The sequence below is a fragment of the Vibrio sp. JC009 genome (genome assembly GCF_029016485.1).
GTDB lineage: Bacteria > Pseudomonadota > Gammaproteobacteria > Enterobacterales > Vibrionaceae > Vibrio.
The window spans coordinates 1,780,641-1,804,102 of record NZ_CP092107.1 but is presented as its reverse complement, the minus strand read 5'-3'; the positions used below and the strand labels follow the sequence as shown (position 1 = coordinate 1,804,102).

The following is a 23,462-nucleotide window of genomic DNA, read 5'->3' as shown; positions in this document are numbered from 1 at the left end:
TTTTGTAGTAGGAAGAAGTATTGTAATACAATATTCAAACTGCGATACCCAATGATCTTTATTTGAAAAGATATGCTCATATCTTTATGAAAGTTAGCATAAATTGTGCGTCGACCGATGAAGGTGTGGTTTAACATAATTGCAGCCCAAGCATTGTTGGCGTACCACGCTGGAAGGTGCTAATTTCCCACAAGGAAGCCTTTGATGATTAATAATGGCTCACGCAATACTCTTAAGATAGAAAATCAGTTGCTAAAAAGAAAGCTCTCCGACTATCAACGTTTGTTTGATACTTCGGATGTCGCATCTCTTATTATAGATACTCACGGACACCCTTTAGACTGTAACCAAGCTTACTTTAATCTTCTTGGTCTATCCGACCTTTCACAGATCACACCTTTTGACTTCAGTTTGATATCACCCGAAAAACAAACCGATGGCAGTCGGTCATCTGAAAAGGCCAAAGAGCTCCTTTGCCTTGCTAAGAAGTATGGTAAACATAGTTTTGAGTGGCTGTATAAGAGCTTAAGTGGGCGCGAATTTCAGTCATCAGTCACTATTCATTATGTTAGCTTTGATGAAAAGCCGAGTTATCGTATTAGTATTCATGACATCTCTGAACTCAAAAATTCAAAAGATGAAGTGGATTCGATCTTCAAAAACAGCCTTGTCGGACTATTCCTTGTCGGTAAAGAGAGGGAGGTTGTACGTTGTAACCAACGTGCTGCGGATATCCTAGGTTATGATTCACCCGAAGAAATGATAGGAATCAATACCAAGGATTTTCACCGGACAGAGCAGCATTTTTTAGACTTTTTCTATCCACTCAGGTGAACATTTCGATGCTGTCCTTATGGATATTCAATTACCAGAAATGGATGGGTACAAAGCCACAGAGCTAATACGTGAGAACTATTGTTCTAATACGCTTCCAATCATAGCGATGACTGCTCACGCAATGGATCTGCACAAAAAAAAGAGTTTTCAGGCTGGCATGAATGACCACGTCACCAAACCAATTGTCCCGGACGTCTTGTTTAATACATTATCAAAATGGATTGACCGGTAGCCAATTGCACTAACTCCTTACAGTTAAACAGTTTTTGGTTATTTGGCATGCCTGAAATCTTATACAGATCCGGGCCATAGTATTTAAAGGAACCGATAGCGGGTCGTGAAAACCCGCTTTGGTCATATTCCGTGTTTATTCTGGTTTGCTATTGTATTCGATGATAAATGCATATCGGCCAGGGCCTCTTCGGCCGTAGGTACCGGCATCATCAGAATAATCGCCCCACGTTGGTACAGGCTGGTTTAACTCGCCGAAACCAAGGATTCGCTGGCTTTTCTCTTTGCCGGAATCATTTGGCTGAGTGTTATTGCGAGGATCTTTATCGATTACACCATCATCCAGGTTTTGAGCCCAGTTGGTATAGCTCCACTCTTCTCCGCTAAGCCAGTGCCAGTCTGCATCCGGAATGGTAGCATCTTCGGGTTGATAGCCACCCAACATAGGGCCAATCATGATCTCATAGTGGTTAGCCCGGCCCGAGCCTTCGACATATTTAGGGAACTGGAAAAAATATTTAGGATCGTCGATTAGGTTAAATAGAAAATTATTTTCAGCCTCAGATGTAATGGAGGCTAGATAACCACCGGCCTCTTCGGCTAACTTGGCTGCCTGAAACCAGTTCAAGTTTCCGTTAGGAAGGTAAACAACGTGGTAGTAATGTTTATCGCCATTAGTATTAGTAAAGGTTTGGAGTGGTTCTTTTTCATAAAGAACGTCACTTGGCAGTGTTTCCCAAGTAAAGAAGTCATAGTAGTCGGCAACCTTGAAGTCCACCGAGTTTATCGTAACAGTCTGAGTTGCTTTTTGCTGGCTTATTGTACCCTCAGAAGATGCTTGTACGCCTCCTGCTGAAAACAGAGCGACTAGCCCTACAGCGGTTAAACAGTTTCTTGCATTAATCATGATCCACCCGTCTCTCTACTTAGTAAATTCGGATTCAATTCTAAGACGGGAAGGAGTGTCACTAGTTTAGTTTTGGTTTAGATACCAACAATTTACATTTCTTTACAGAAATACCTCAGCTCAAATTAGCCCTGGAGCAATTAAGTTATCTCGGTTTGGAGGCCAAGCGCTTCAGTGGTTACTGCATACTTTCCAAAAAACGGGATGCCAGACACCATCCCGTTTTCTACTTAGTCCAATATTTGCTTATTTCGGCATCGCCTCGAACTCCATTATGAATGCGTAGGTACGGCCCGGCAGACGGTCATAACCGTAGGTGCCAACGGCATCCATATAGTCCCCCCAAGTCGGAACCGGCAGGTTCATCTCACCAAAACCCATAATACGCTGACCGCTACCTGAGTCGTTTGGCTGGTCATTCGGACGCGGATCCTTATCCACTACACCATCATCCAGATTAACTGCCCAGTTGCTGTAGTCCCATTTCTCGCCGCTTAGCCAACTCCAGCCACCAGCAGGCTCTTCAGAACCTTCCGGCTGGTAACCGCCCAGGAATGGACCTATGGTAATTTCGTAGTGATTGCGCTGGCTCTTACCCTCTACGTAGGCCGGAAACTTCCAGAAGTACTTCATATCGTTCACCATTTCAAAGATAAAGCTGTTCTCTTCTTCAGAGGTGATGGATGCTAAATAACCACCGGCGTTATCGGCCAGATACGCTGCCTGAAACCAGTTCAGGTTACCGTCGGGCATATATACTACCTGATAATAATGAGTGCTGCCGTCTGGAGAGGTAAAAGTTTTGATTGCCTGCTTCTCAAGGGATAGATCTTTTGGCAAGTCATTCCAGCCAAAGAAGGCGTATTTGGTATCAAATTTAAATTCTGCGCCGTTGATGGTCACCTTGTCCATCATCTTTAGGTTTGGGTCCATGTTAGGCTTAGGGTTCATACCCGGCTTTTTCATGCTTTCTCTGGTTGGGGCTTCCGACAGAACAATCACACCATCACCGTTCTTATCAAACATTTTGAAGTCATGATCCGGACCTTTGAATTCGTCTCTGGTGACCTTGCCATCACCATTAGCATCTTCGACATCCATAAAGGCCTGAGTGATATTCTCAGCATTCATCCAGGGGGCTGCGGCTAATGCAACACCCATCTGGGACATAAGGATTGGTAGTGCAATCGCGGTAGAAAGTACTAGTTTTTTGTCCATATCGATTCTCATCTCTGTAAGGATTCACGTTTCACATGAAGTAGTGACGGGCATATCGGCTCCGTTCGTATTCAAGTTGATGAAAAGATTATCAGCATTATCGGCAGGGTTGGTTTAGAACTGGTTTAGGCCCTCCCCCACATCTGGATCTACCTCAAAGCGAGATAACTTGGTTTTTAACCGATTCGACGCCAGTCTTTAATCTAAGGGAAACGCAAATAATATGGATGGTGTTATGGGAGGCTTTTTCTTGTGTCAGTTAGCCTCTGAGGGTTCCGGTGTTTCGTATAGCACCTTGATACGGCTGTAATCTCCTCAATTTTGCCATACTTTTCCAGCTTTTCTAAAGCCTCGGTTAGTGGTTTAACTAGCTCAGCGTGCTAAACCTGACCAGCCAGGGAGTTACTCATCTCCAACCCCCTGGCTAATAATTTTATTTAGAATCAGGAAGACCAAATTCCGCCTCAACACGCTCTTGAATGGCTTCTATTTCACCACTTGCACGCATCTCTTGTAGCACCCTTTCTAATTGTGGAACTAACTCTGCGTTCTTAATATTTAGGTAGTGGTACAAATGTGCGGTGTAAACAGCAGGTTCAAGCATAACAATATCTTCTAGCTGGTGTTTCTTGGCAACTGACTTGTACCCGTTAACGCTGGACAAAACCACTTGAACCCGATCCGCATCTAATTGCAGGAACATATTCTCAGAGTCTTTTGTCGAATAAGCCCCAATCTTATGCTTTATCACTGCCGACTCAACAAACTCAACATTTCGCTTATGTCCCAGAGTGTAACTTTCAGGAATGCTTTCCCAACCATCAACAGAAAACTCGTTGCCCTGTTTGACGAACAAGAACATAAACCGAGATGAAAGAGGCACATTTACTCGTATCAGGTTGGTATACACAGATTCTATTTCATGAGTACCAAACAACTCACCATCGGTTTTACCCGAATTAGAATATAAAAGTGTCCTGCCTACCGGATAATGTTCAAAGTTCACATTAATATCGAGCTTGCTGTACGCTACAAGCAGCACCTGCTCAATTTCTAATGCCAACGTTTTTCCTTTTATTGTCGTAGGTATTGAAGAGATTGTGATATCTCTTGCCGCCTGAAGGCCAAAACTACTCAATATTAATAAGATGAAAAGTGCCTGCTTCATACAAGGAGCCTATATAAGCTATATACTAGAAGTAGTATAGCACTGTGAGCCGGTGAAAAACTTTGGCCAACGGATAGAATTGCAGCTCAGATATTAGCTGTTGGCAATAGTTACAACCAATTGAATCAGAGTGGTTTAATCTGCGTATAGAATCTGAGAATTCTGATTCAGACTAGTACTCCGACACATAAGTTCTGACATATTGAGCCTACGCTATTTCTTTCGTAGTTTGGCGTAGGCTTTGGTGAACTTTTCTCGTGCTGCTTCTATGTCAAACTGCCAGTTGATAGAAGCTTTTTCCTGATTCCTTCGCGTTTCCCACGCATCCAGTTCATTGCGTAATTTCTCCCATGTCGGGATCCTTTGATTCAGACATTGTCTGTTCATGACCCCTATTTCAATTTCCACTTTATTCAGCCAACTGGCATGCTTAGGGGTATAGTGAAATTCCAATTGGCTCAGAAGCCTCCGGGCCTCTGCTGGTTCAAATGCCTTATAGAGTGAAGCCTCTGTATGCGTGCCAAAGTTGTCCATCACGACATGAATTTTCTTAGCTTCAGGGTAGTGGATATCCACCAACTCCTTCATACATTGTGCAAAGTCCTCAGCCTTTTTATTTTCTGTTTCTTTGACTTTTCTCCACCCTCGGTGACAGTCATAAAACATGAACAGATTAGCCACCGCCACTCGCTTGTATTCATAGTCTTCTCTCGGAGGTTGCCCTGACTTAGCCTGAGTTGATGGCTTAATATCTGCCACCAATTGTTTCATCGCCTCATCAAAGTTGATTAGTGGTTCATCGGGAATAGCTGGACGACTGTACAAGTCAAGCACATGCTCCATGCGGGCAATATATTCGGCATTCATATCACCAACGCACCACATCTTTTTCTGCCAGGGTTTCAAATCGTTGCTCTTGAGCTGCCTTCGAATCGTCTCAACTGATATCGATTCTCCTTCCACCAAGGCCATAAATTCATCGGCGATTAGGTTTAATGTCCACCGGCCACAACCTTCTGGTGGCTCACTACAGGCAATGGCCGTCAACAATGCATCACTGACAGCATCGAGCTTGCGCGGGCAACCTGTTCTTCTTCCTTCATTCAAAGCTTCAGGCAAACCCTCTTCGACAAATCGTTTCTTGGTCCGGTAAATGGTTGATGTACTGATATGAAGCAGTTCGACAATGTCTTTGTCTTGCTTGCCGTCATCGGCAAGTAATAACAGTTGGGCTCTTTTGAGTTTTCTGGCGCTTTCCTTACCTTTTGACGTGAGTTTTATTAACGTATCTCGTTCTTCATTACTCAGCTCTACAACGTATTTGACATTCATGGCACAATCTCGGTATTGATAACCACCATACTTGATCACAAAAGGCTTGCTGTGTCGATCCCTGACCCTGAAAATTACTCATTTACGGAAAAAGAACGAAAATATCTGACTTATATTCTCGAGTACACACGATTGAGAGGGATCCCGCCAGCCTTCGCTGATATCCAGGCTTACTTCAAAGTCACAGCTCCTACAGTGAATCAAATGATAAAAAATCTGGAAAAGAAAAAGTGGATAATTAAGTCCCCCGGTGTTGCCCGAAGTCTTTTTGTTAATGTTCCGGCTGAACTATTATTATCGCTACCGGAGCCGCCGGATATTCCGTACACGGAGAAACAAGGTCAATATCTGGCTTTTATTCATCAATACACCAAGATTCGTGGCTTTCCTCCGGCTTATGCCGAAATGGAGCACTACTTTAAAGTAACCGCTCCCACTGTTAATCAGATGATTAAAAACCTGGAGAAAAAAGGGCTTATTGAAAAACAGCCGCGTAAACCGCGAAGTATTCGGGTGACTTTGCCTGACTCCCAGATACCGGTTATTTAATTATGCAGCTTTAGTGCACCAAAGAGGTGAGACACCACCTTGGTGTACTAAATTCAATCGATCATAACTTCTGTGTTTAGGTACTAGTGATCAGTAAAGAGTTTTCACTAAGAATATCTATTCGTTTGCTCTGCTGCCCTTCAATAACATAACGTTCTTTAATTTCCTGAGTCTGAATTGTAGAAAGAACAGAGTCCTTCATAACAGGTAATTCCTGAATTTCAGTCTGATGAATGAACAAATAATTGTCTATCAGTTGCCAGGTTCCGGATTCTGATATTCTGATTATCGAATCAGGTCTTCCTATCTCGCGCTCTTGATGCAGGTAAAGATCCAGAGCGGAACTTTTTACATAAGTACCGTTGGATAAGTAGCGGGCTGTTGAATGGATATGTATCTGCCCAATTGGCAGGTACGTATTATCAGGTTCTGTGTTCATATTTGATGGAAACATTATTACAGCGCTATGCTTCCACTCTTTGGACGTAAGCACTGCTTCCAGTCTGTTCCAAGACAGGAAATACAGAAAAAGGCTAACAGCAACTGATATAAAGAGTATGCACAGTGTGATGTTTCTTCTCACAGCATATCCCCTTTACCCACATAGTTGTCTTCCTTACTGCATAGGCTGTAGCGGTCTCCTTTATCAGCTAGAAGGTGCATAGTGAAGTTATAATGCGATAACTCTTGGCTATAAACGTAATTAAGTATCAGTTTGTTCTCCATGCCTGCCACTGCAATAATTTCATCAGGAAGACGCCCATCGATTTGATGTTCAAAATACCATGAAACACACTGCTTTAATGGCTTAACCCAGTGCTCCCCAATGATATTTCCTTCAAGGGACTTTACAGAAATTCCATTAACAGTATCAATGGCAACATAGTTCGGCTTTGCTGGTGACATCAACCCAAAAGTAGCAAAAGGAAAAAGTAATGCTAACAGCATATACATCCCCGGACGCCAGTTTTTCAGTTTTTCGGTGAATGGCTTTACTTGAAACCTTGAGTCACTTACTTCTGAAGTGGCTTTGATACCTACTGGCAATATCTCCTCGGCAATTGCGCTATCAGGTATGAGTTTATCTACGGGGGATATAAATTTATATCCAATTTTAGGGACGGTTGTAATAAACCGGGGGGATTGAGGTGAATCCCCCAAAGTTTTTCTTAGATTAGAAACCGCCTGAGTCAGACTTGAGCTGTCAACCCGAAATCCCAGGTCTTCCCATACGAATTTCTGAATATGAGCTCTGGTAACAACCTGCCCGTGGTTCTGTAAAAGCAGTAATAACAACCGACTTTCGTTGTTCCCGATCAGGAACTCGTTTTCATCCAGACAATCAACCAGACTATTCTTTTCCGGATAAAACACATAATTTTCAGCAAGCTTATACTTCATTTGACTAAGCCTCATAAGGAAATCTCCTATACAAAACTAGCAAGAAGGAGGTTAATACGGGGTTAAACGTGAGTAATGTCCTGATTGAAGTTTATGCGTTGGTATGTAAAGGAGAGTCAAGTTGTGTAAAGCCAGGTAAATTGACCAGTAAGGAGCACCTGAGAAGTGCTCCTTACTACGTCTGATAAGGTCTATTTGGTATTAAACTTCGCAACTAAGCTCTGAAGGTTAAATGCCAGTTCTGTTAATTGACCACTCGATTGTGCAATTTGATTTGAGCCACTAACGGATTCGTTCGCAACCTGGTTAATTCGCTGAAGATTGCGGTTAACTTCTTCCGCAACAGACTGCTGTTCGCTTGAAGCGCTGGCAATCAACAGTGTCTTCTCATTAATATCCGCAACAGATGACGCAACTTCTTCAAGGTTAACACCTACGGTTTCTACATCAGAGACAGTTACAGCAACGCGATCAAGTCCCTTTTGCATGGCTTCTGTTGCCCTGCCCGCACCAGCTTGCAAGCTAGTGATAATTTCCTGAATTTCAGCAGTAGAAGTCTGAGTTCTGCTTGCAAGGCTCCTGACTTCGTCAGCTACAACGGCAAACCCTCTTCCTTGTTCACCGGCACGGGCAGCTTCAATTGCAGCGTTTAATGCAAGAAGGTTCGTCTGGTCGGCAATATCACCAATCACATTCAGCACGGAATCGATATTATCCGTTTCATGATTCAGTTCTTTAATTACCTCTGAGATGGAATTGACTTCTTCAGACAGGATACGAACGTTATCGATAACACTGATAACGACTTCATTTACTTTTTCCACCTGAGTATTAGCCGTGTCCACTGACTGAGAAGTCTGTTCTGCGCTCTGAGCTACCTCTCCAACAGTTGAGGACATCTGATTCATTGCCGTGGCTACCTGTTCAATATCGGTAAGCTGCTGTGAAGCATTGCTATTCGCCTGATTACTGATTACCGACATATCTTCCGCTGCTTTTGCAACATCATTCGCAGAATACTTCACATTAGCAATGGTGTCGTTCAGTGTAACGGACATTGCCGAAAGCCCCTCTGATAACCCGTAGCGAGAGTACTTATTTGAGCTTTCAGAGTAATTAAGTGTTCCGTCGGCAATTTGATTCATTGAACTGAGAACATGAGCCGGTTCACCACCAATCTGAATCATAATTTTGCGATAGATAATACGGAATGAGACAAGGATAGTAGCAATAGCAATTGCAAAACAAATCAGAAGAATATTTTCGTATTGAGTCACTTCCGCTTTGTTTGTTTCTACTTTATTAGATGTTCTTTCATCAAGCAGGCGCAAGAACTCGTTAACCGGAGCCATAATGTTGGCTTTATCTTTATGATATTGGCTATCGTGCATAATGCGTCTGGCCATTTCCAAATCCGGCTCAGCGCGTTTTGTGTAGTTTCCGTTACCGTTATCGTAAAGCCCTTTTACGGCATTCATTGCAATGGTCTCGGTCGTGACTAAACCATCTGAATTATTTTGCGCTTGAGTCAGACGGTCAAACTCCTGCTGAGTAAAGCCCGCCTTTTGCATCAGAGACTGAAGAGATTCTCTGTTACCATCCGGGCTCGGCTTTTCGCCATAGTTCAGCACTAAATCCCAGTAAATCCGTTCCATATGCTGAGGGCGAGCTTTATCGCCATTGCGGATAGCCAGAATATCCCAGTACATTTTCTCGTACTTGTCATCTCCTGTCATAACATAGGTTCGCGCTAAGCGAGTTAAGTCATCAGAACTCTGGCGTAACTCATCTGCAAGCAGATAAGAGTGATATCGCTCTACCTGGCTCTGATAAAGCTCATCGTGCTTTTGTGTTGTGATATACAACATGCCCACCAGCAACATTAGCGCCGCCAGGGACAGCATGATGCCTGTTATTAATAGTTTTTTTATACTCATTACAACCTCAAAAAGAGTAACTGACCGATTAAAACAATATTGGCTACAGAACTATTATGTATTGGTATAAGTTTTCACAATCACTTGCCTCAAGCGCATAGTTCACTTCTGCCGATAATTCAATAGCAACCCAGATGCATAGATGGCAAATGTGACATTGGTTCCGACACAATAAAAGGGCGAGCAATAAATAGTGTGATCGTTGTCGTCATTGCGTTTCATTAATTGAAAAAATTTGTCGGAAGGGGCCACTAAAATGGTGGTGGTTATCAGGTGAGAACTCTGTACCGCCCCTTATATGATACCAATCCAAGCAATTAGGGGGACGATTGCCGCTAAACAAAAATGCTGAGCGTCCATCAACGAACTGCTCAGCAAATTCAGAAAGCAAATTTTATTACGCAGTCACCATCTGCGGCTCTGGCTCCTGCGCGAGGGATTCATTCAGCAAACCGGCGTAAACACCATTGTGGGTAACCAGTTCATGATGGTTTCCCCGTTCAACAACCTCTCCTTTCTCCAGCACCAGAATCATATCTGAGTGGCGCACCGTGCTCAGGCGGTGAGCAATGGCAATAACGGTTTTTTCCTTAAACAGGCGCTGCATTGCCTTCTGGATCAAATCTTCGGTAATGGAGTCGACAGAACTGGTGGCCTCATCCAGCATCATTACCTGTCCGCCCTGGGCTACCGCACGGGCAAAAGAGATAAGCTGAGTCTGACCCACTGAAAGGTTCGAGCCGTTTTTATCCAAGTGGAAATCATAACTCTCCGGTAATTGTTCGATAAAACTATCGGCATAGACATATTGGGCGGCCTGCTCAACATGCTCACGTGAAATAGTCTCTTTGCCCAAAGCGATATTAAACTGAACGCTCTCTTCAAACAGGAAAACATCCTGCATCATCAGTGAAAACAGATGCATGGAGTCTTCAATCGACACCTCTGAAAGCTCGATTCCATTTAATAAAATGCTGCCTTCGTAATCCTGATAGGTTTTAGAGATCAAGCGAAGAATCGTTGATTTGCCAGAACCGGTTGAGCCAACCAGTGCGATCTGATGACCTTTTTCCAGTATAAATGACACGTTATTCAGCACATAAGGTGAATCCTCATTGTAACGGAAGCTGACATTTTTAAACTCAAGACTGACAAACTCATTGAGCGCATCTTTCACTTTATGCGCCGGATGTAAATCCCGCCCCTCTTCTTCCGTCGGTTCGATAAAGAGCTCTTCAATATGATCAAAGGCCGCAAGGGAGGTCTGAATAGAAGCGATCTGCGAAGTGAAGTCCCGGATTGGCACAAAGACTTTTTCCAGCGTGTTGATAAAGGCGATCAATACACCAAGCGTCAGAGTATCCTGAATCACCTGACCGGAGCCGTACCAGATCATCAGCGCCATGGTGATGGAGGTGACACCGGAGATAAAGGCAAACAGCACCGCATCATATTTGTTGGCTTTCATCTGGGCTTTCAGAAACTCTTCGGTATAACCTTTGTATTTGGTTTCTACCTCTTCTTCGGCGCGGTATAACTGAACCGTTTTCACGCCAAGCAGAGCTTCCTGCAAAAAACCGATACCACGGGCCAGAGCCGAGCGTGCAGCCAGATGTTTTTCACGCAGACGGTTACGGATATTCATAGTGAGATACATCACCGGCGGCATAACAACCAGAACAACCAGAGTCAGCTTCCAGTCGATAAACAGCATCATCACCAGCAGAGCTACGGTATTGATGGAGTCTTTTACCAGGCCAACCATCGACTGGACAAAAGAGTCACCAATGGTTTCCAGATCACTGGTTAAGCGGGAAAGCGTGACTCCGGTTGGCGTATTATCAAAATAACCACGCGGCAGCTTAAGAACACGGTCAAAAAGTACCGAGCGCATATCGGTAACCGTGTACTGCCCGGTTTTACGCAGGTTATATGAATAAGTGGTATCGACAACATAGTTGGCTATCAGCACAAGCAGCAGATAAACAACATGTAACCAAAGTCCTTCCATATTTCCCTGTGCCAGATGAACGTCAATCACCTGAATAATCAGCCACGGGAAAAGCAGGCTGGTGATTACCGAAAACGGCAGCATAGCAATGCCAAGCAGCCCGGAACGCTTATACTTTTTAGCAAAACGGGCAAAGAGCTTTATATACTGAATATCAACTGTCTTTAACATGCTCTGGCCTCCGTTTCGTTCTGCTGCAGCTGCCAGGTTTCGTAGTAATAAGGGCAGGTTTTCAGCAGATCAGAGTGATTACCTTTAGCGATAATCTTGCCTTCATTCAGCACAATAATTTCATCCATATATTCAAGAGCATTAACACGGTGAGAAACCACCAGAACCGACTGTTTTTTCAGTCGGTCAAACAGCCCTTCCAGAATCTTACGTTCGGTTTCGTAATCAACAGCGGAAAGTACGTTATCCATAATGATGAGATCACCCGGCTTAAGCAGTGAGCGGGCAATACTCAGCCGCTGCTTCTGACCTCCGGAGAGCATAATGCCCTTCTCACCAACAAGAGTCTGATCCCCCTTTTCAAAGCGGGAAACATCACCGGCAAGCTGACTCAATGCTAATACCTCATCAACCTGCTCTTTTGCGATACCGGCATTTGCGCTGCCAAATCGGATATTGTCCTCAACTGTGGCCGAAAACAGGTAAGGGTCCTGCGTCACTGTTTTTACATAACGGCGTAAATCGTTGCGAGCAAAGGTCGTCACGTCTTTGCCATCAAGAAATACTGTTTCAGAAGGGATATCAAGATGGTGATTCAGGCAGTTCACCAGTGTAGTTTTACCTGAGCCTATACTGCCCAGCACACCCACTTTTTTACCCGGCGGGATATCAAAGCTGATATCGTCCAGAATTAACCGCTCATCACCCGGATAACGGAAGCTCAAGTTTCGGACCGACAGCGTTTTACCTTTAAGGCTTTCTACATCAGTTTGAGAAAGCGGAATAATATCCCGCTGCGGGATCTCAGCATTTAATATCGTCTGAACACTTTCAATACTTGCCATACCACGCTGATATAAAGTAGCAATTCGTCCCAGTTGCATAAGCGGCATGGCCAGCAGCACTGAATAGGTCAGAAAGGCCGTGATTTCACCCAGTGTCAGTTGCTGGCTCATCAGCATGTAACCACCAAGCCCGAGGATCAGGATTTTCATCAGGTTATTGGCATAATCCAGAACCGGCATGATAAAGACCTGAATACGGGTGATCTTCATCCGGCAGCGAAGCAACTGCTGGTTAAGCTTTTCAGCTTCCGCTTTTACCCAGGGCGACATCTGCTGATTTTTGATCAGATCGATACCCGACAGAAAATTCATCAGCTGAGCCGAAAGATTTTGCAGCCTTTGCATATGTTCTATGTTCAGGCTTTTCATCCGGGTAAAACCCATACGGAAAATCACAAATGCCACGGCAATGGGGATAACAGAGTAAAGCGTCAGCTCAGGTGAAATACGCCACATCCATAAAGGGGTTAACGAGAGTGCCAGTAAGGCATTAAAGAACTGCAAAAACCCTGCCCCGAACAGCAAGCGCACACCAATCAGGTCATTGTTTATAATGGAGATAAGCCTGCCCGAAGCAAACTTCTCATGAAAACTGTTTGGCAGACGGTTCAGCTTCTGCAGAAGATCGTTTTTTAATGCTGCTTCCGTAATACGGCCGGGATTAAGCGCATAAATTCGCGACAAAATACGGATACCGATCATTGCCACCGCCATCAGTACAACGATTTCGACATAGGTTGTCAGCTGCTCATGACCCGCTACCGACGCATCGTCAATCAGATCTATCGCCAGTTGAATATAGCGGGGAATTTCTACCTGAAGCCAGTTAACAAGGAATATGAAAATAATCGCAAGAATATACGACTTGCGGTTCATATTCAGAAAATGGGCGACAAACTCTTTTTTAGTCATTTGATTCTTTTTTCCGTGGATGTTCTATACCGTACTGCTCAATACAAGCCCTCACAATGCATTGCCGGGGCTCTCCGAGCTTTTCTAATTCATCAAGAAGCCATTCGGGTAAACGTACCGGACGGGTTTTTACCCCGGGTTTCCGGCCACAACCCGGTCTGGAGCCGCCTCTTCCACAGCCGCGGTGTTTTTTATCAGGAAAATCTTTCAAACTCATATCCGAACCAGTGAATTTTTGAATAGTGTACACTTTTCAAATCTGAATGGCATTCGGAATTTTCTGCCTGCAAACAGATCTGTTTTTGATAACAACACGACAAAGCCTGATTACAGATATTGTCTTCTTTACGACAATTGTAACTTCAAACCAGACAAAACCAGCCCTAACTCAAATATTTTCAATACCTTAGATAGGGTACAAGTATTGCAGAAGACTACCAAAGCCCTTATGGATGAGGTAATCAATGGACAAGAGTTCTAATCACTCAACAAAAAGTCATTCTGACATAAACAAAGTCAGCCACTTTTTTCGCAAGGAAGTAAGAGACAAGATCGCTTCACATCCATGCTATTCAAAAAATGCTCACAAATACGCGAGAATGCACCTTCCGGTAGCACCTGCGTGCAATATTCAGTGCAACTACTGCAACAGAAAATATGACTGCAGTAATGAGTCCCGCCCCGGCGTGGTCTCTAACCTTACCGACCCGTATGGAGCACTAAAGCAATTCAGGGCCGTTTCCAAGCGCTCCCCCAACCTATCTGTTGTGGGAATCGCCGGACCGGGAGATGCACTGGCAAACCCAAAAGCGACCTTTACTGCACTCAAACTTATTCGGGAAGAGAGCCCGGAAGCTCAGTTATGTATTTCTACTAATGGCCTGGCTCTGGCAGAGCATATTGATAGTCTGGTAGAAGTAGGCGTTAATCACCTGACCATCACTATCAACTGTATTGATCCTGAGATCGGCAAAGAAATATATCCGTGGATTTATTATGACAACAGACGAATTCGCGGTGTAGAAGCAGCAAGTATACTGATAGAACGTCAGCTTGCCGGGCTTGAAGCAGCATCTCAGGCGGGAATGTTAATTAAGGTCAATACCGTGCTGATTCCAGGAATAAACGACCACCATATTCAGGCGGTCTCAGAAAAGGTACGTGGTCTCGGCGCTATGCTGCATAACATCATGCCGCTGATATCTGACCCGGCTCACGGCACCTATTTCGGGCTGACGCATCAAAGGGGACCAACAGACGAAGAGCTGCAACAGGCCCGGTCACGCTCCGGCGATCATATGCCTCAAATGACTCACTGTCAGCAGTGCCGGGCAGATGCGGTTGGTACTCTCGGGCAGAGCTGCTCTTCAGGTGAAGATAACTCTTCGGCGAACAAAGCGTATAAAGTTGCCGTTGCGGGGACAAAAAAACAGGATGATACCTTTATTCAGACCCATTTTGGCCACGCAGAGCAGTTTGATATTTATGAGTATTCTGAAGCGGAGCAGGCCTTTGTTCACTCGGAAACCCGGATTGTGTCCCAATACTGCACCGGAGCCGATGAGTGTATCTCTGAAGAAGAGCATAAACAGCAGCTTATTGATGCCATTTCCGATGTAAATGAGCTCTTCTGCTCCAGAATCGGTATTTCACCCTGGCAGCAACTTGAGAACGCAGGCGTTAAACCAAATGTTGATTTTGCCTATGAAAGCCTGGATACCGCCTTGCAGAAAACAGTATCAAATCTAAAAGCCAAGTCTCAAACTTATCAGATGTTAAAAGGAGCATGATGTATGAAGTATGCCATTACTGACAAGTGCACAGGCTGCCATGCCTGTCAGACGGTTTGTCCGAACAATGCTGTGTATAAAAATCCGGAAGCGGAGAAGTTCTTTCTTATTCATGAAAAACGCTGTAACGGCTGTGAAGGCATCTATGACGAACCGCAATGTGCCAGCATCTGCCCGATTGAAGAGGCCATCGTTTTTGAAACCGGCCTTCCTGTGAATCCGAAAGGCAGCCTGACGGGTATTCCTGCTCAAAGCCCTGGCTCTTATACACAAGTTTAAGGAGCCAAAGAATGCTCCTCCCCTTAGCCTCGAAAGGCCGGATTTTCGAAGAAGTAACATCGAAGGGGAGGCAGGGAGGGGTTGTTTCTCATGAGTTTAAGTTTTGGTGGTTTAATCATGCATGGCATAATCAACCCCCTCTAACTCCCCCTTCTATTAATTTTATCAACCACTTAGGCTATTTCACTCAAGGGGGAGAACCATTCTCTGAACACTTCAACATTTGCTCACAAGAGCCAGCCAGATACCTAAGTATTGGCTCAACAGATAGCAACAGCCTTAATTTGCGCCCAAATCGACTTCCCCGCTTTTAATCCCATATGATAAACCGAACGTTCCGTCACCAGAGACAAAAGATGAGAGCCATTGCTGAGTCTTAAGGTTAACATCAGCTCCCCCAGCCTGTTGGTTGAAGTGATATTCACGATACTGGCGCTGACAACATTAAGAACCGAAGTACCGGCTGGCTTATCCAGACAAACACTGACATCGTTAGCCAGAATCCGGCAACGTAATTGTTTGCCAAAGTGCTCCTGCTTTTCGGGGATATAGAAGCTCAGGTCCCCACCTGCATCCAGACGGGTAATATGATCCGAGTAGACCTCCTGAACCTGAGTATCAAAGATACTTCCGGCTCCTTCGCCAAACATATTCTGGTAGTTTGGATCGGACATAATGCTTGTCGCACTGTCAGATGCCAAAATGCTTCCCTGATGGAAAAGCACAATATGATCAGCAAGCCTGGCCAGCTCTTCAACAGAATGCGTGACATAAACGATTGGCATGGACAGCTCATGTTGCAATCTTTCCAGATAAGGGAGGATTTCAGACTTCAGTCCGTTATCCAGGGCGGAAAGCGGCTCATCCATCAGCAGCATTTTGGGTGATGTCAGCAAAGCGCGGGCAATAGCCACCCGCTGTTTTTCACCTCCGGATAACCGCTCGGGAGCTCGGTCAAGCAGATGACTGATCCCCAGTAACCGGCTCACCGGGTCTAATCCGATTTTTCTATCCGACTCCGGAATACGCTTCAGGCCAAACTCCAGGTTGCCCCGGACAGAAAGGTGAGGAAACAGACCGGCCTCCTGAAACACATAGCCGATTTCACGTTTATGGGTGGGAACAAATATATCGTCAATGGTGTTTTGCCAGATTTCCCCATCAACAGAGAAATAACCCTGTTTGAGCTTCTCCAGTCCCGCCATTGCACGCAAACAGGTGGTTTTACCTGATCCTGAATGACCAAATAAAACAGTAACTCCCTTACCAGGTAAAGTAAGATCGAGCTTAAGGGCAAAGTTTTCGTAGTCAATATTGAACCGGGCACGGATGGCTTCTGACTTTTCCATTAATTACCTCAAACAAGACGTGACTTGTAGTGACTGTTAAGCCAGTACATAGCAACAAGTGCAATAAAAGAAAACAGAACCATACCACCAGCTAATATGTGCGCTTTGCCGTACTCAAGCGCTTCGGCATAGTTATATATCTCCACTGAAACCACTCTGGTTTTTCCGGGAATATTGCCACCTATCATCAGCACAACACCAAACTCCCCCAATGTGTGACAAAAGCCCATTACCGCCGCCGAAAACACGCCCGGCCATGCCAGTGGAAGAGTGACTGAAAAGAAGGTATCTCTCGGGGAGGCTCTTAAAGTAGCTGCAATTTCCATCGGCCTTTTGCCTATAGCTTCAAAGGCATTTTGCAGGGGCTGAATAACAAATGGAATCGAGTGAACAATACAGGCTATCGCAATACCTGCGAAAGAAAATGGCAGTTGATCCATCCCGAGCTGATTAACCAGTCTGCCTACGGGACCATTAGGTCCCATTAAGAGCAGAAGATAAAAGCCCAATACCGTTGGAGGCAGAACCATAGGCAATGTGAGCAAAGCCACGACAACGCCCTTAAACCTGAATTCACTGTTTGCCAGCCACCAGGAAACCGGAATGCCGATAATCAGCAACCAGGTTGTCACCACCAGCGCCAGCTTTAGCGTAGTGGTAACAACACCAAAATCCACTTCAAGCATAAACGCATCCGCCCACTCACAGATAGCCGAACTGAGTGATCAGCTTTTTCGCTCTGTCGCTTTTCAGGTAAGCGATAAAGGCTCTGGCGGTTGGTTTATCGAAACTTGATGTCATCAGTACCGCATCCTGCTTAATTGGCTCATACAGCTCATCAGGAATCAACCAGTACGAACCATCGATAAATTTGCCATCTCTGTATATCTGAGACATGGCAAGAAAGCCCACCTCAGCATTACCGGTCGAAACAAACTGAAATACCGCGTTCAGACCTTTTGCCGATACCAGTTTAGGTTCAGCGGCCTGATATACGCCGGTATTTTTCATTACCTGAACCGCTGCCCAGCCGTAAGGGGCCAGTTTGGGATTGGGTAAAGCGATATGTTTGATCTTCGGCTGTTGCAGCACAGTTGCAGCCTGCTTAACTCTTGCACTGTCCGGAGACCATAAAACAAGACGGCCTTTAGCATAGGTAAAAGCTTCCTTAGCAATGCCTGCATCAACCAGTTTCCCCGGACGTTTTTTGTCAGCGGCAAGAAATACATCAAATGGCGCACCATTTACGATCTGCGCATAGAGCTGCCCCGTTGAGCCGGTGCTTATGCTGACCGACTCTCCCGACTCTTTTTCGAAATCTTTCGCCAGAACCTGTAAAGGTTTGTAGAAGTTATTTGCCACAGCAACGGACACGTCACCGGCATAAGCAAAGTCAGAGAAAGCAGCAAGAATGATTATTAGCAATTTAAATGGTTTCATTTTGACTCCCTGTCAGTTGTGCCATCCATTGACGCTGAATATAAGTCTTAGCCCTGCTTGAGTGCTTCTCTTTAAGAAATGGCCACGCCTCTTCAAAAGTAGCCACATAAGGTGTTTTTTCCTCATGAAACTTAACCAGATGAAACCCGACTTCTGTTTCCACTACCTGACTCACTTCTTCTTTAGTCAGCTTATAGAGCGCAGTGGTAATTTGAGGATAAAGCTTCCCTTCTTCACACCACCCCAGGCTCCCCTCTTCCAGTGCACTCGGGCATTCGGAGTACTTCATTGCCAGCTCAGAAAACGGTTTAGTCTTTAACTCTTCCCTAACTTCATTTATCCGGCTTAATGCATTTTCCCGGGTATTTTCATTAAACTCGTCATTGATAGTGATAAGTATCTGACTTACCTTCCAGGTTCTTGCCCGGGAAAACTCCAGCAAGTTTTTATTGTAGTAGTCCAGAGCCTGCTGCCGGTCTAAGTCCGGTATCTCTCTGGCTATATAATCCAGAATCTTTTCGCAATAAAGCTCATCTTTTAGGGCGCTTTTGTAGCCTTCAAGGGTGATTCCCTGTTTTTTCAGAGTGAAGTAAAGCTCTTCTTCAGACTCAAACTGTCCTACGCACTCCTGATAAGTTTTCATTACCTGATCGCCCGAAATACGAACTGCCTGAGCCTCTTTGGAGCTCATAATGCTGCTTTGCATTCTGTATAGTTTTTCTACTTCTTCTTCGATTTGTGCCCGTTGCACTCCTGACAAATATTCAGGATTCAGCTTGTATTTTTCTGTTGAAAGTTTTACCAGTAAATAGCGTCTTTTCTGCTCATCCATAAGCTTCCTCCTTCTCTGTGTAGGTCGGTTCCTGCAGCATTCTTGCATCAAGCCGAACCAGCTCTCCTGCGACTGAAATTTCATACTCAAGACGGCCGGTTTCCAGGTCACGGTACACTCGCTGAACTTCAACCAGCTCACCTTTTACAGCAACAATTTCTCCATGCATCTTTAAAGAAACCCTGAGTTCAGCCATATCAAGCGAGCGGAACAGGCAAGGGACCCATTCCAGTGAAGCATCAATAACCTCTGTATCCCTGATACCAACTACACGGTTACTCTCCGGGAAAAAAACCTGATAAATAACCTGATCCTGCAAAAAGTAACCTGAACTTCTTACATTCCCCACTTCACCCTGCGTTACCAGAAGATCGCCCTTTTCCATTCCGGCAAAACTGCCGTCACTGCGAATATTTCTGACAACCCGCACATCGCTGCCGCTGATAAATCTTGCACCTAAACAGTCCATTCGCATTTCTCCCTAATCATCACACTCGGTACAGCCCTGACAGCCGGATGCCGAAAATGCAAGTTCGTTTCCGTTCTCCAGTTGCCGGTACGCCACCTTCAGAGCTTTACGGTAGTCTGCATGCTGCAAGGGCTCAGAAAAAGTATTAAGCACATGGTGAAACATTCGCATCAGCTGAATACGCTTTGTCCTGATAAGCTGAGGGTCATAATCAAGCTGAAAATAGCCAAGAAAGTCTTCAGCGCTGCTTAGGGAGTCAATTTCCATTTCAAAATCCGTTTCCATCGTCGCTCCTTAGGCCGCACATCCCTGAGCGAGAGAATAGAGATCCTCCGCTGTAGGCATGCATTTGTGAGTTTCTGACCAGACGCGAAGTCTGTTTCTGAGTGTTTCGCACTGAGCAGTGGTCAGTTCAATACCCAGCTCGTGGTAAACGGAATTAATCGCCCGGTTACCCGAGTGTTTACCGAGTACAAATCTGTGCTCACGTCCCACAAGAGAAGGAGCAAAACCCTGATAATTATTGATGTCCTTAAGCAGACCATCCACATGAACCCCGGATTCATGAGTAAAAACCGTATCACCCACAATCGCTTTCTGTGGCCATCTTTCACGGCCGGCGGCGACAAGCACGTTCTGGCACAGTTTGGGCAGGGCTTTTAAATCAATTCCGGAACGACCTTTATCCAGAACGGATAATGCCACCGCAACCTCTTCCAGAGCTGCATTTCCAGCCCTTTCGCCCAGACCGTTAACCGTGGTATTAACTGAAACTGCGCCCGCATCAATGGCTGCCAGCGTATTGGCTGTCGCCAGACCAAGGTCGTTATGGGCGTGCATCTCAATCTGCAGATCGGTATTTCGGCGTAAACCGGAAATAACATCCCGGGTACTGACCGGGTCTAAAATGCCGAGAGTATCGGCGAATCTTATCCGGCTGGCTCCGGCGTTTTGGGCAAGCTCCGCGAGACGGTACATCAGATTGGGATCTGCGCGCGACGCATCTTCCATCCCCACACAAACTTCCACGCCGATATCCAGTGCCTGCTTAATATGATATTCACAATGGCTGAATAACTGAGATTCAGAGCGAAAACCCAGCTTACTTTTAACCTGCTGCGAAGAGACCGGGGTGGAGATGTCCACCCAGTCCAGACCTAAGTCTTCAGCACTCAGGATGTCCAGCTCACTCATCCGGCACCAGGCCATGGTTTTACTCTTTCTCAGAGCCCCGGTTATCGCATGGATGGTCTCCTGTTCTTCAGGGCCCATGGCTGGAATGCCTATTTCCAGCTCAGGCACGCCAGCTCCTTCCAGAGCCAGTGCAATACTCACCTTTTCTTCAAGGCTGAAAGCCACACCGGGGCTCTGCTCTCCGTCGCGAAGTGTTGTGTCATTAAAGATCACATCTGAAAATTGAATCCTTTCAACCGCCATATGCCTCTCCCTGTATTTCGTTTTGCTAATCAGGCGTACGCCGGAGTAAAACTGGACTCTGCCGCGCAGTTATTTTCATTGTCCCAGTAAGGAGACATACCGCGCAGCCTTTGTACGATTGCCGGAAGATGCTCCAGAACATGATCTATATCTGAGTCTTTAGTAAAGCGGGACAGTGAAAAACGTAGTGTTCCGTGTGCTGCCGTAAAAGGAATGTCCATTGCTTTCATTACATGCGATGGCTCAAGAGAACCCGAGGTACAGGCAGAGCCGGATGACGCCGCTATGCCGATATGGTTCATCATCAGAAGCAGCGCTTCACCTTCCACGTACTCAATGGCGATATTGGTGGTATTAGGTACTCGTTCACGCTTGTTTCCGGTTACAAAGGTATTAGGAATGCGCGCCAGAATTCCCTGCTCCAGCCTGTCACGCATGACCGCGATGCGACTCATATCATTTTCCATTGCCAGTTCTGCAAGCTCTGCCGCTTTACCCAGTGCGATAATGGATGCCGCATTTTCCGTTCCTGCTCGACGGCCACGCTCCTGATGACCACCCCGCAAAAGCGGACGGTATCTTGTACCGCGTTTAAGATAAAGCGCGCCCACTCCCTTAGGAGCGTGAAATTTATGTCCTGAAAGAGAAAGCATATCAATATCCGTTAAGCTGACATCAATTGGGTATTTACCCATTATCTGCACAGCATCCACATGAACTTGTATGCCAAAGGGTTTTGCCAGTGTTGCCAACTGAGCAACCGGGAATAAAGTGCCGGTTTCGTTGTTCGCCCACATAATGGAAACAACAGCAACATTTTCACTCAGCGCTGACTTATAAGCATCAATATCAAGGCGGCCTTTGTTATCAACACCAATCCAGTGAACTTTGTAACCCTTTCGTTCCATGTTCTGGCATAACTCCAGCGTCGCCGGGTGCTCAATCACCGAAGTGATAATCTCTTTTCTCTCCGGCATTGCTTCCAGAGCAGACGTAATGGCGGTTGATGTGGCTTCGGTCGCTGAAGAAGTGAAAATAATTTCAGAGCTGTGTTGCGCACCAACCAAAGTCTGAACCTGCTCTCTGGCCACTTCCATCGCCTTGCCCACCTTAGCACCGAGCTCATGAATGGAAGATGGATTACCGTAGTAATCGGTCAGATAAGGCAGCATCACTTCCAGAACTGCCGGATCAATACATGTGGTCGCGTTGTTGTCCAGATAGACAACCTCCGGAGTTGAGTTATGCGTCATAAGTCGCCTCCTTTTTGCTCAGGCTTGGTTGTACCGGGAACACTGTGATGCTTTCACCTAGCGCGGCTGAAATCTTGGTCTCTACACTGGCAATGGTGAGTCCGGACAGGCCACAGCCACTGCAGGCACCGGTCAGGCTGATGAAAACCATATCGTCTTCAATATCCACCAATGAAATGTCACCGCCGTCCTGCAATATTGCGGGTCTTACTTCTGCTATAACGGATTCGATAATTTCAGTTCGTCTTTCAAGCGCTTTTTGCTCGGCTTCCTGCAGATCCGGTTTTGCAATGTGCTTACTCTCTGCAACGGCAGCCAGTGGCTGAGGATTCTGCGCAGCCTCTTCCAGGCACTCTTCTAATACCCATTCGATTTTTTCATGGCAAGATGCACAGGCACCACCGGCTTTGGTGTAGTTAATCACCTCTTCAAGTGTCGTTAACTGGTTTGCAGCGACCACTCTTTTGATCATCAGATCATCAATGGCAAAACACTTACAGATAAGTTCACCCTCTTCGTGATCATCTTCAATCTCTTCACCGCGGTAATCAGCCACAGCAGCGTGCAGGGCTTCCATCCCCATCACAGAGCAGTGCATTTTTTCCGGAGGCAGCCCGTCCAGATACTCTGCTATTTCCTTGTTAGTGACTTTAAGAGCTTCGTCGATGGTTTTACCAATAATCATCTCTGTCAGAGCAGAAGAAGATGCAATTGCACTGCCACAACCGAATGTCTGAAAACCTGCGTCTTCAATGACTTCTGACTCCGTGTTGATTTTCAGGCTTAAGCTCAGCGCATCACCACAACTTAAAGAACCAACATCTCCCTTCGCATTTGCATCACTTAATGTTTTCGCGTTTCTTGGCTGAAAGAAATGTTCCTTCACCTTTTCGGAATAGTCCCACATACGCTCTCCTTGCTTGCCTGATTTTTGTCTGAAAAAAGCTATCCACTGCTCTTCTCTTTGAATATCTCCTATGTTGCAAGCATCACACCAATGTAATAATCCGATGTAACATTATGATTTTTATGAAAATTGAAAATTTGACTTCAGATTTGATTTTGTGATCTACTACAAATTTTTGGATTTTGTC

The 23,462-nt window shown here is 45.4% G+C and carries 22 protein-coding genes; 4 read left to right on the top strand and 18 right to left on the bottom strand.

The window, feature by feature from the left end:
- The first annotated feature begins 204 nt into the window (after nt 1-204).
- The gene (locus L3Q72_RS23015) at nt 205-834 is read left to right on the top strand and encodes a PAS domain-containing protein (protein ID WP_275132887.1); all 630 of its coding nucleotides are present in this window, start codon (nt 205-207) and stop codon (nt 832-834) included.
- 370 nt (nt 835-1,204) lie between these two features.
- Here L3Q72_RS23015 and L3Q72_RS23010 read toward each other — a convergent pair whose 3' ends face one another.
- The 4 genes from L3Q72_RS23010 to L3Q72_RS22995 form a co-directional block, all read right to left on the bottom strand.
- A complete protein-coding gene (locus L3Q72_RS23010) occupies nt 1,205-1,975 on the bottom strand; it encodes a hypothetical protein (protein ID WP_275132886.1) in 771 nt (256 codons plus the stop codon).
- 246 nt (nt 1,976-2,221) lie between these two features.
- Nucleotides 2,222-3,193, bottom strand: coding sequence for a hypothetical protein (locus tag L3Q72_RS23005; RefSeq protein WP_275132885.1), 972 nt, complete (start codon nt 3,191-3,193; stop codon nt 2,222-2,224).
- Between the two features lie 433 nt (nt 3,194-3,626).
- The gene (locus tag L3Q72_RS23000) at nt 3,627-4,361 is read right to left on the bottom strand and encodes a transporter substrate-binding domain-containing protein (RefSeq protein ID WP_275132884.1); all 735 of its coding nucleotides are present in this window, start codon (nt 4,359-4,361) and stop codon (nt 3,627-3,629) included.
- 213 nt (nt 4,362-4,574) lie between these two features.
- The gene (locus tag L3Q72_RS22995) at nt 4,575-5,693 is read right to left on the bottom strand and encodes an IS630 family transposase (RefSeq protein WP_275130149.1); all 1,119 of its coding nucleotides are present in this window, start codon (nt 5,691-5,693) and stop codon (nt 4,575-4,577) included.
- A 204-nt stretch (nt 5,694-5,897) separates the two neighbouring features.
- Here L3Q72_RS22995 and L3Q72_RS22990 point away from each other — a divergent pair, with 204 nt between their 5' ends.
- A complete protein-coding gene (locus L3Q72_RS22990; protein ID WP_275130148.1) occupies nt 5,898-6,242 on the top strand; it encodes a hypothetical protein in 345 nt (114 codons plus the stop codon).
- A 76-nt stretch (nt 6,243-6,318) separates the two neighbouring features.
- Here L3Q72_RS22990 and L3Q72_RS22985 read toward each other — a convergent pair whose 3' ends face one another.
- The 5 genes from L3Q72_RS22985 to L3Q72_RS22965 form a co-directional block, all read right to left on the bottom strand.
- Complete coding sequence (locus L3Q72_RS22985; RefSeq protein ID WP_275133776.1) at nt 6,319-6,735, bottom strand: regulatory protein ToxS; 417 nt, start codon at nt 6,733-6,735, stop codon at nt 6,319-6,321.
- 86 nt (nt 6,736-6,821) lie between these two features.
- Nucleotides 6,822-7,658 carry a helix-turn-helix domain-containing protein gene (locus L3Q72_RS22980; protein ID WP_275132883.1) on the bottom strand — a complete coding sequence of 279 codons (837 nt, stop codon included), beginning with the start codon at nt 7,656-7,658 and terminating at the stop codon, nt 6,822-6,824.
- Between the two features lie 176 nt (nt 7,659-7,834).
- Nucleotides 7,835-9,580 (bottom strand): methyl-accepting chemotaxis protein, encoded by a 1,746-nt coding sequence (locus L3Q72_RS22975; protein ID WP_275132882.1) that lies wholly within the window; start codon nt 9,578-9,580, stop codon nt 7,835-7,837.
- A gap of 397 nt (nt 9,581-9,977) precedes the next feature.
- Complete coding sequence (locus L3Q72_RS22970; RefSeq protein WP_275132881.1) at nt 9,978-11,762, bottom strand: ABC transporter ATP-binding protein; 1,785 nt, start codon at nt 11,760-11,762, stop codon at nt 9,978-9,980.
- Entirely contained in the window at nt 11,756-13,519 is a 1,764-nt protein-coding gene (locus tag L3Q72_RS22965) for an ABC transporter ATP-binding protein (protein ID WP_275132880.1), read from the bottom strand. The genes L3Q72_RS22970 and L3Q72_RS22965 overlap by 7 nt, the downstream gene beginning before the upstream one ends.
- Nucleotides 13,520-13,983: 464 nt before the next feature.
- On the opposite strand from L3Q72_RS22965, the gene nifB reads away from it, so the two are divergent.
- Nucleotides 13,984-15,309 carry a nitrogenase cofactor biosynthesis protein NifB gene (gene nifB / locus L3Q72_RS22960; RefSeq protein WP_275132879.1) on the top strand — a complete coding sequence of 442 codons (1,326 nt, stop codon included), beginning with the start codon at nt 13,984-13,986 and terminating at the stop codon, nt 15,307-15,309.
- A 3-nt stretch (nt 15,310-15,312) separates the two neighbouring features.
- A complete protein-coding gene (locus L3Q72_RS22955) occupies nt 15,313-15,588 on the top strand; it encodes a 4Fe-4S binding protein (protein ID WP_275132878.1) in 276 nt (91 codons plus the stop codon).
- 260 nt (nt 15,589-15,848) lie between these two features.
- On the opposite strand, the gene modC is transcribed toward L3Q72_RS22955, so the two are convergent.
- The 9 genes from modC to nifU are packed head-to-tail and all read right to left on the bottom strand — an operon-like array spanning nt 15,849 to nt 23,275.
- Nucleotides 15,849-16,937 (bottom strand): molybdenum ABC transporter ATP-binding protein, encoded by a 1,089-nt coding sequence (gene modC, locus L3Q72_RS22950; RefSeq protein WP_275132877.1) that lies wholly within the window; start codon nt 16,935-16,937, stop codon nt 15,849-15,851.
- Between the two features lie 8 nt (nt 16,938-16,945).
- On the bottom strand, nt 16,946-17,623 hold the full coding sequence (modB, locus tag L3Q72_RS22945; RefSeq protein ID WP_275132876.1) for a molybdate ABC transporter permease subunit: 678 nt from the start codon (nt 17,621-17,623) through the stop codon (nt 16,946-16,948).
- Nucleotides 17,624-17,639: 16 nt separating this feature from the next.
- Nucleotides 17,640-18,377 (bottom strand): molybdate ABC transporter substrate-binding protein, encoded by a 738-nt coding sequence (gene modA, locus L3Q72_RS22940; protein WP_275132875.1) that lies wholly within the window; start codon nt 18,375-18,377, stop codon nt 17,640-17,642.
- Nucleotides 18,364-19,209, bottom strand: coding sequence for a peptidylprolyl isomerase (locus L3Q72_RS22935; RefSeq protein WP_275132874.1), 846 nt, complete (start codon nt 19,207-19,209; stop codon nt 18,364-18,366). The genes modA and L3Q72_RS22935 overlap by 14 nt, the downstream gene beginning before the upstream one ends.
- Nucleotides 19,202-19,678, bottom strand: a complete 477-nt coding sequence (locus L3Q72_RS22930; protein ID WP_275132873.1) for a nitrogen fixation protein NifZ — start codon at nt 19,676-19,678, stop codon at nt 19,202-19,204. Before L3Q72_RS22930 ends, L3Q72_RS22935 begins: the two co-directional genes overlap by 8 nt.
- Before the next feature lie 12 nt (nt 19,679-19,690).
- A complete protein-coding gene (locus L3Q72_RS22925) occupies nt 19,691-19,963 on the bottom strand; it encodes a nitrogenase-stabilizing/protective protein NifW (protein WP_275132872.1) in 273 nt (90 codons plus the stop codon).
- A 9-nt stretch (nt 19,964-19,972) separates the two neighbouring features.
- Nucleotides 19,973-21,115, bottom strand: a complete 1,143-nt coding sequence (gene nifV / locus L3Q72_RS22920) for a homocitrate synthase (protein ID WP_275132871.1) — start codon at nt 21,113-21,115, stop codon at nt 19,973-19,975.
- A gap of 29 nt (nt 21,116-21,144) precedes the next feature.
- On the bottom strand, nt 21,145-22,368 hold the full coding sequence (gene nifS / locus L3Q72_RS22915) for a cysteine desulfurase NifS (protein WP_275132870.1): 1,224 nt from the start codon (nt 22,366-22,368) through the stop codon (nt 21,145-21,147).
- Nucleotides 22,358-23,275, bottom strand: a complete 918-nt coding sequence (nifU, locus tag L3Q72_RS22910; protein WP_275132869.1) for a Fe-S cluster assembly protein NifU — start codon at nt 23,273-23,275, stop codon at nt 22,358-22,360. The genes nifS and nifU overlap by 11 nt, the downstream gene beginning before the upstream one ends.
- Nucleotides 23,276-23,462 lie beyond the last annotated feature (187 nt).